The sequence below is a fragment of the Pantoea graminicola genome, assembly GCF_048452665.1.
In the GTDB taxonomy this organism is placed as follows: Bacteria; Pseudomonadota; Gammaproteobacteria; order Enterobacterales; family Enterobacteriaceae; genus Pantoea.
On sequence record NZ_JBLWSJ010000004.1, the window covers coordinates 465916 to 474595 of the forward strand.

Below are 8680 nucleotides of genomic sequence, written 5' to 3' on the forward strand. Positions count from 1 at the left end.
GTAATGGTGGCTGAACTGACCGCGTTACGCGATCAAATTGACAGTGTGGATAAAGCGCTGCTGGAACTGCTGGCAAAACGACTGGAGCTGGTGGCCGAAGTCGGCGAGGTCAAAAGCCGCTACGGTCTGCCCATCTACGTGCCGGAGCGCGAAGCCTCCATGCTGGCTTCCCGCCGGAAAGAGGCGGAAGCACTGGGTGTGCCACCGGATCTGATCGAGGATGTGCTGCGCCGCGTGATGCGCGAATCCTATACCAGCGAGAATGACAAAGGCTTCAAAACCCTGTGTCCTGAACTGCGTCCGGTGGTGATCGTCGGCGGCAAGGGTCAGATGGGCAGACTGTTTGAAAAAATGCTCGGACTCTCAGGCTACACGGTCAAAACGCTGGATAAAGAGGACTGGGCGCAGGCCGATGCGCTGCTCAGTGATACCGGCATGGTGATTATCAGCGTACCGATCCATCTGACTGAGCAGGTTATCGCTCAGCTGCCGCCTCTGCCTGAAGACTGTATTTTGGTCGATCTGGCGTCGGTTAAGAACCGGCCTCTGCAGGCGATGCTGGCGGCGCATAGCGGCCCGGTACTGGGTCTGCATCCGATGTTTGGTCCGGACAGCGGCAGCCTGGCTAAACAGGTGGTGGTCTGGTGTGATGGCCGCCAGCCGGAAGCGTATCAGTGGTTCCTGGAGCAGATTCAGGTCTGGGGCGCACGTCTGCATCGCATCAGCGCGGTAGAGCATGACCAGAACATGGCGTTTATTCAGGCGCTGCGTCACTTTGCTACTTTCGCTTATGGTCTGCATCTGGCGGAAGAGAACGTCAACCTGGATCAGCTGCTGGCGCTCTCCTCGCCAATCTACCGGCTGGAGCTGGCGATGGTCGGGCGGCTGTTCGCTCAGGACCCGCAGCTCTATGCGGACATCATCATGTCATCAGAGAGTAACCTGGCGCTGATAAAACGTTACTATCAGCGGTTTGGTGAAGCGATTGCCTTACTGGAGCAGGGCGACAAGCAGGCCTTTATTGCCAGCTTTAACCGGGTAGAAGAGTGGTTTGGCGATCACGCAAAACGCTTCCTGGTGGAAAGCCGGAGCCTGCTACGCTCGGCGAATGACAGCCGTCCCTGACTGAACTGAAAAAGGCATCCCTGCGGATGCCTTTTCTTTTTTTATTCGCCCGGTTCCACCGGCACCACATTCTCGCTGGGATAGCAGCCCAGCACCTTCAGTGAGCGGGTCATGGTTTTCAGTTCCTGAAGCGCCTGCTGCATCCGTTCCGATTGCAGATTACCCTGCACATCAATGTAAAACATCTCTTCCCACGGATTGCCATTGATCGGGCGGGACTCAAGTTTGCTCATAATCAGGTTGTGCTGGCGCAGCACCATCAGCGCATCAACCAGCGCACCCGCCTGCTGACCGGTTGCCATAATCAGGGTGGTTTTGGCCGGAACCTGATCGGAGACCTCGATCGCTTTACGCGCCAGCACGATAAAGCGGGTATGGTTCTGCTGCTGATTAGCCAGATTGCGCTCCAGCACCTGCAGCTGATACAGCTCGCCTCCGGCTTCACTGCCCAGCGCCGCGACGGTGGGGGAGTTAAGCGCCGCCACCTTCTCCATCGCAGCCGCCGTGCTCTCGGTGTATTCGATTTTCCAGTGCGGGAAGCGGTTAATAAACTGGCTGCACTGCTGGAAAGGCTGAGGGTGGCTGTAGACGGTCTCGATCTGCTGTAAGTCGGTCGGGCCGTTTACCAGCACGCAGTGATCGATAGGGAGGGTCAGCTCGCCCACGATAGAGAGACTGGTCTGTTGCAGCAAATCATACACGTCGTTGATCGAACCGGAGCTGGTGTTCTCAATCGGCATCACCGCGTAGTCAGCGACGCCGTTTTCGACCTGTTTGATGATGTCATGAAACTTCAGGCAGCCCGACTCCACCATGCTGTCAAAATGGCGCGAGGCGTAGTTACGGGCGGCAAGATGGGAATAGGATCCTTTCGGGCCCAGGAAGGCGATACGGGCGGCATGCGCATGCGGATGGTTGAGGTTTTTTTGCAGCAGCGCCTGCTGAGTCAGGACGGAATCTTCAATCACCAGCTGAAAGAGGCGGGTAATATAGTGGGCATCCAGCTTGTGTGCTTTTCCCAGCACGATCAGATTTTCCAGCAGCGCGCGTTCACGCTCCACATCCCGAATCGGGCGATGCGTCGCCAGCTTCGCTTGTGCCACTTCCACGGCCAGCAGACGACGCTCGGCCAGTAGCGTCAGAAGTTTTTTATCCACTGCGCTGATTTTATCGCGTAGCGCCAGCAATGGATTGTCGGGATTCATAGGGCTCACCTGTATGCTATCCAATAAAAAAGCCTCCCGGTTGGGAGGCTTCGTTGTTCGTCTTCGCTTTCATTCTCACACGACGAATGGCCTCCCGTTCAGGGGAAGGTAAAAAAGAAAGCGAAGAAAAACAGGTCAGGTTTCATTATAACGTCCGAAGAGAGAGTGGACTGAGAGTAACCGTACTGCTCAAAAGCTGTCAATAAAAAACGCGCCCGGAGGCGCGTTAGCAAAATCAGGACTCTTCGCCAGCGGGTATGATGTCTTTTACGCTGGCACTGGCACGGCGCGCTTCAGACTTGTGCTGAACCTTATTCAGCTGACGTTCGAGCTTCGCGATCAAATCGTTGATGGCGGTATACATATCATCGTGCTTGGCACTGGCGACAAGGGTCCCGTTTGGTGTGTTTATAGTGGCGTCGGCCACGAATTCTTTGGGCTCTTTGGACAGGACAATATGCGGATTAATCAGGTCGGTTTGCCATTTTTCCAGCTTGGCGAGACGGTCTTCAACATGGCTTCGGATTGCCGGGGTGATCTCCATTTGTTTACTGGTAATGTTCAGAATCATTATGCTTACCTCTCTGTCATTTCCGTCTTGGTCCTTTCAGCATAGCGCGAAAAAACGGTAAATGTGAGATTCCGGTCACGTAAAAATGTCACTTTTTGTCAACAGAATCATTCTGCGAGAAAGGCAGAGAAACGGGCTGAAATGGCTTGAAGCGAAACGATTAACAGGGCATGCTTGATGAGTTGACACGCAGCGATCAGATCCAAATCTGACTGTTCTGTGAGCAAAAAAAGCAGCCATCGCAGGCTGCTTTTTTTTTGTGTCTGAAACCCGGTCGGGCTATCAGCTGTTATTCGCGGCGATGATTTTCGCCACTTTGTCGGCTTCAGCGTTCAGCTGCAGATTGCGGTAGGCATTTTCCATCAGCGGCAGGGCGTCATGAGTGGCCTGCGTATCCGGATAATCGCGCATCATCCCTTCAACACGGTTAACAACCGCGACATAGGCCTCACGCTTAGTATAGAATTGCGCCACTGAGAGCTCATATTTGGCCAGGCGATCTTTCAGGTAGACCAGACGTTTTTGCGCATCGGCCGCATACTGGCTGTTCGGGTAATTCCGCAGCAGCTGGGCGAAGTCGCGGAAAGCGTCACGGGCGTGCGTCGGATCCCGGTCAGAACGGTCAATACCAAAGAAGCCCTGCAGCGCGGAGTCATCCAGCGCCATATCCGTCAGACCTTTCATATAGATGACATAGTCAATGTTCGGATGCGTTGGATTCAGACGCATAAAGCGGGCAATGGCAGCCTGCGCCAGGGGCAGATCGGCATTTTTATAGTACGCGTAGATTAAATCCAGCTGAACCTGCTGCGCATAAGGACCGAACGGATAACGATTATCCAGCGCTTCCAGTTGCTTAATCGCAGCTTTAAAGTTACCGTCCTGCAGCTTTTGCTGCGCTGTGGCATAGATTTCAGAAGGCGGGCTGTCCGGTACCGCGTCATTTGAGCCGGAACAACCAACAAGTGCCAGGCTCAGTGTGGCAGCAGCCACCAGATGTTTCATACGCGTCATGACGAAGTGATTATCCTCAAATGTTATGGCGGAAGCTGTCCGTATAGCTCCCGGTAATGACCAGGTACGATAGCACATTATATTAAACGGCATCGCCGTGAAAACCCAACGTTAACGAAGAAGCTGTATATGGCACAACAAGTTCAACTCACCGCAACGGTATCCGAATCACAACTCGGACAACGCTTAGATCAGACTTTGGCGGAATTGTTCCCTGATTATTCACGTTCTCGCATAAAAGAGTGGATCCTCGATCGTCGCGTGACGGTAAACGGTGTGATGGTAGAGACACCGAAAGAAAAAGTGTTGGGCGGCGAGCTGGTCGCGATTGACGCTGAGATCGAGGAGGAACAGCGCTGGGAACCGCAGAACCTGCCACTCGACATCGTTTACGAAGATGAAGATATCATCGTCATCAACAAACCGCGTGACTTCGTGGTGCACCCTGGCGCCGGTAATCCGGATGGCACGGTGTTGAACGCCTTACTGCATCACTATCCTGCGATCAGGGATGTGCCGCGCGCGGGCATCGTACACCGTCTGGATAAAGATACTACCGGGCTGATGGTGGTGGCGAAAACCGTTCCCGCTCAGACCCATCTGGTGGACTCACTGCAGCGCCGCGAAATCACCCGTGAATATGAGGCGGTCGCGATTGGCACGATGACCGCAGGCGGTACGGTAGAGCAGCCGATTAGCCGTCACTCCACCAAACGCACCCATATGGCGGTCCATCCGATGGGCAAACCGGCGGTGACGCACTACCGCATTATGGAGCACTTCCGCGCACATACCCGTCTGCGTCTGCGTCTGGAGACCGGCCGTACGCACCAGATCCGCGTGCACATGTCGCACATCAGCCATCCGCTGGTGGGCGATCCGCTGTACGGTGGCCGTCCGCGTCCGCCAAAAGGCGCGTCAGAAGCTTTTATCAGCGCGCTGCGTGGATTCGATCGCCAGGCGCTGCATGCCACCATGCTGCGTCTCTATCATCCTATCAGCGGGATCGAAATGGAGTTTCACGCCGCGCTTCCGCAGGATATGGTCGATCTCATTGCGGCCCTGAAAGCGGATACCGAAGAGTTTAAGGACCAGATGGACTGGTGATGGAGCTGATCACGCCGCAATGGCCCGCGCCACGCCGTGTCCGGGCCTGCTCAACACAGCGCCAGGGAGGGGTGAGCGTCCCGCCCTGGCACGCACTGAATCTCGGCGGGCACGTTGGAGATAATCCCGAGGCGGTGGCGCAGAACCGACAGCGTCTGGTGACAGACGCGGGGTTGCCCGCCATGCCGCAGTGGCTGGATCAGGTTCACGGCACCGATGTTGTGCGGTTGACGGCAGGGGGAAGTGCGCCACTGCGTGCGGATGCCTGTATCACCGACCAGCCCGGCACTGTCTGTGCCATCATGACCGCTGACTGCCTGCCGGTGCTGTTCTGCTCGCAGGACGGGCACGAAGTGGCGGCGGCACATGCAGGCTGGCGCGGACTCTGCGCGGGCGTGCTGGAAAATACACTGGCACAGTTTCGTTCACCGCCCGGGCAGATTCATGCCTGGCTTGGACCGGCCATCGGGCCCGATGCGTTTGAGGTCGGTGCCGAGGTGCGGCAGGCGTTTGTTGCGCAGGACGCACACGCCGGCGCGGCTTTTCGTCCGGCGGGCGATCGCTTTTATGCCGATATCTGGATGCTGGCCCGGATGCGGTTACAGGCTGCGGGTGTACACTCCATCAGTGCCGACCCCCGTTGTACCTATACGCAGCGTGACGATTTCTTCTCCTTCCGTCGCGATGGGATAACCGGACGTATGGCAACTTTGATCTGGCTGTTATAACCTTACGCCATAAGACGGTCCAGTTAGCGCATTTTTTACTCAAATCTCAGGTCATTAACCTTGAAAATTTGAGGGATGACCTCATCTAATCTCCAGTAGCATTTTGACCTGTAATGGGAGGAATTATGCGTCTGGATCGTCTTACCAACAAATTTCAGCTGGCCCTCGCCGACGCGCAGTCCCTGGCTCTGGGACACGATAATCAATTCATTGAACCTCTGCACCTGATGAGCGCACTGCTCAGACAGGAGGGCGGATCCGTTTCACCTTTACTGACCTCGGCGGGTATTAACGTCGCGCCATTTGGCGCTCAGGTCGAGCAGGCTATCGATCGTCTGCCACAGGTAGAAGGCAGCGAAGCGGATGTGCAGCCCTCATCTGACCTCGTGCGGGTACTGAACCTGTGCGACAAACTGGCGCAGAAGCGCAACGATAACTTTATTTCATCCGAATTATTTGTTCTGGCTGCCCTGGAATCACGCGGCTCACTGGCCGACCTGCTCAAAGCAGCGGGTGCCACGCGCGAAAAAATCACCAGTGCGATTGAGCAGATGCGGGGAGGGGACAACGTGAACGATCAGGGGGCTGAAGATCAGCGCCAGGCTTTGAAGAAATACACTATCGATCTCACCGAGCGGGCAGAGAAAGGCAAACTCGATCCGGTGATAGGCCGTGACGAAGAGATTCGCCGCACCATCCAGGTGCTGCAGCGCCGGACAAAAAATAACCCGGTGCTGATTGGTGAACCGGGTGTAGGTAAAACCGCGATTGTTGAAGGACTGGCGCAGCGCATCATTAACGGCGAAGTGCCTGAAGGGCTGAAGGGCCGTCGGGTACTGGCGCTGGATATGGGGGCGCTGGTGGCCGGGGCGAAATATCGCGGCGAATTCGAAGAGCGTCTGAAAGGCGTGCTGAGCGACCTGTCAAAACAGGAAGGCAACGTCATTCTGTTTATCGACGAACTGCATACTATGGTGGGTGCCGGTAAAGCCGACGGCGCAATGGACGCGGGCAACATGCTTAAGCCTGCGCTGGCCCGGGGTGAACTCCACTGTGTCGGTGCGACCACACTCGATGAATACCGCCAGTACATCGAAAAAGATGCCGCGCTGGAGCGCCGTTTCCAGAAGGTCTTTGTGGCCGAGCCGAGCGTGGAAGATACCATCGCCATTTTGCGCGGCCTGAAAGAGCGTTACGAACTGCATCATCATGTGCAGATCACCGACCCGGCGATTGTCGCGGCGGCCACGCTTTCTCATCGTTACATCGCCGATCGTCAGTTGCCCGATAAAGCGATTGACCTGATCGATGAGGCTGCCTCCAGCATTCGTATGCAGATGGACTCGAAGCCCGAATCTCTGGATCGACTGGAGCGTCGCATCATTCAGCTGAAGCTGGAGCAGCAGGCGCTGAAGAAAGAGGCGGACGATGCCAGCATTAAACGTCTTGAAATGCTGGAGACGGAGCTCAGCCAGAAAGAGCGTGAATATGCCGAGCTGGAAGATGAGTGGAAGACAGAGAAAGCTTCACTCTCCGGTACCCAGAACATCAAGGCTGAACTGGAGCAGGCGCGTCTGAATTTAGAGCAGGCCCGTCGTCAGGGCGATCTCGCTCAGATGTCGGAGCTGCAGTACGGCAGGATCCCGGAACTGGAAAAACAGTTAGCAGCCGCGACCCAGGCGGAAGGCAAAACCATGAAGTTACTGCGCAACCGCGTAACGGATGTGGAAATCGCCGATGTGCTGGCGCGCTGGACCGGTATTCCTGTGGCACGAATGATGGAAGGGGAGCGCGATAAGCTGCTGCGCATGGAGCAGGATCTGCATGGCCGGGTCATCGGACAGGATGAGGCGGTGGAAGCGGTTTCGAATGCCATCCGCCGCAGTCGCGCCGGTCTGTCCGATCCTAACCGGCCCATCGGTTCATTCCTGTTCCTGGGTCCGACCGGGGTCGGTAAAACCGAGCTGTGCAAATCGCTGGCGAACTTCCTGTTCGACAGTGACGATGCGATGGTACGTATCGACATGTCCGAGTTTATGGAAAAACACTCGGTGTCACGGCTGGTGGGTGCCCCTCCGGGATATGTGGGCTATGAAGAGGGTGGCTATCTGACGGAAGCGGTGCGTCGCCGGCCCTATTCCGTGATCCTGCTGGATGAGGTCGAGAAGGCGCATCCGGATGTCTTTAACATTCTGCTGCAGGTGCTGGATGACGGACGTCTGACCGATGGGCAGGGACGGACGGTCGATTTCCGCAACAGCGTGGTGATCATGACTTCTAACCTGGGGTCAGATCTGATCCAGGAGCGGTTTGGCGACCTCGGTTACCCGGAGATGAAAGAGATCGTCATGGGCGTGGTCGGACAGCATTTCCGTCCTGAGTTCATTAACCGTATTGATGAAGTGGTGGTGTTCCATCCGCTGGCTGAGAAACATATTGCGTCTATCGCGCAGATCCAGCTGCAGCGGCTGTACAAGCGTCTGGAAGAGCGGGGCTATCAGCTGCATATCTCGGATGAGGCGCTGCGACTGCTGGCCGAAAACGGTTATGATCCGGTGTATGGTGCGCGTCCGCTGAAACGGGCGATACAGCAGCAGATCGAGAACCCGCTGGCGCAGCAGATTCTGGCTGGCACGCTGGTTCCCGGCAAAACCATCGAAATGGATGTGGAAAACAACACGATCACTGCCCACCAGTAAGTGGGTGCGTCAAAAAACGGGCCGCTGGCCCGTTTTTTTTGGCGTTTTGTGGGCTTTTTGCTTACTTTTGCCGCTTATTGGGTGCAAAGTGAACGGTTGGTAAAAAAGTTGTAGTTTACGCTTGCGCTATCTGAACCGTTCCCTATAATGCGCCTCCATCAACACGGCACACCGGCAACGGGAAGCGCGTTGAAGGCACAGGAGACTGCGCCGCCGGAGAAAACTTCTGAA

General features: G+C 56.0%; 8 protein-coding genes and 1 other annotated feature. Of the genes, 4 read left to right on the forward strand and 4 right to left on the reverse strand.

What is annotated here, in order from left to right; genetic code table 11:
* The first annotated feature begins 3 nt into the window (after window positions 1–3).
* Window positions 4–1125 (forward strand): bifunctional chorismate mutase/prephenate dehydrogenase, encoded by a 1122-nt coding sequence (gene tyrA / locus ACNY69_RS12850; protein ID WP_418798578.1) that lies wholly within the window; start codon window positions 4–6, stop codon window positions 1123–1125.
* Between the two features lie 41 nt (window positions 1126–1166).
* Here tyrA and pheA read toward each other — a convergent pair whose 3' ends face one another.
* The 4 genes from pheA to bamD all read right to left on the reverse strand — a co-directional run bounded on the left by pheA (window position 1167) and on the right by bamD (window position 3915).
* A complete protein-coding gene (gene pheA, locus ACNY69_RS12855) occupies window positions 1167–2330 on the reverse strand; it encodes a bifunctional chorismate mutase/prephenate dehydratase (protein ID WP_111141457.1) in 1164 nt (387 codons plus the stop codon).
* A 22-nt stretch (window positions 2331–2352) separates the two neighbouring features.
* Window positions 2353–2477, reverse strand: a sequence feature (Phe leader region).
* Complete coding sequence (gene pheL / locus ACNY69_RS12860; protein WP_193555295.1) at window positions 2429–2476, reverse strand: pheA operon leader peptide PheL; 48 nt, start codon at window positions 2474–2476, stop codon at window positions 2429–2431. It overlaps the preceding feature by 48 nt.
* An 88-nt stretch (window positions 2478–2565) precedes the next feature.
* Complete coding sequence (raiA, locus tag ACNY69_RS12865; protein WP_111141458.1) at window positions 2566–2901, reverse strand: ribosome-associated translation inhibitor RaiA; 336 nt, start codon at window positions 2899–2901, stop codon at window positions 2566–2568.
* Between the two features lie 282 nt (window positions 2902–3183).
* Entirely contained in the window at window positions 3184–3915 is a 732-nt protein-coding gene (bamD, locus tag ACNY69_RS12870; RefSeq protein WP_111141459.1) for an outer membrane protein assembly factor BamD, read from the reverse strand.
* A 129-nt stretch (window positions 3916–4044) separates the two neighbouring features.
* On the opposite strand from bamD, the gene rluD reads away from it, so the two are divergent.
* From rluD to clpB, 3 genes are all read left to right on the forward strand, one after another.
* On the forward strand, window positions 4045–5022 hold the full coding sequence (rluD, locus tag ACNY69_RS12875) for a 23S rRNA pseudouridine(1911/1915/1917) synthase RluD (protein WP_111141460.1): 978 nt from the start codon (window positions 4045–4047) through the stop codon (window positions 5020–5022).
* Window positions 5022–5750: a purine nucleoside phosphorylase YfiH gene (gene yfiH, locus ACNY69_RS12880; protein ID WP_293770302.1), complete on the forward strand. Its 729-nt coding sequence runs from the start codon at window positions 5022–5024 to the stop codon at window positions 5748–5750. The genes rluD and yfiH overlap by 1 nt, the downstream gene beginning before the upstream one ends.
* Window positions 5751–5863: 113 nt before the next feature.
* Window positions 5864–8449 (forward strand): ATP-dependent chaperone ClpB, encoded by a 2586-nt coding sequence (gene clpB, locus ACNY69_RS12885; RefSeq protein WP_199560033.1) that lies wholly within the window; start codon window positions 5864–5866, stop codon window positions 8447–8449.
* Window positions 8450–8680 lie beyond the last annotated feature (231 nt).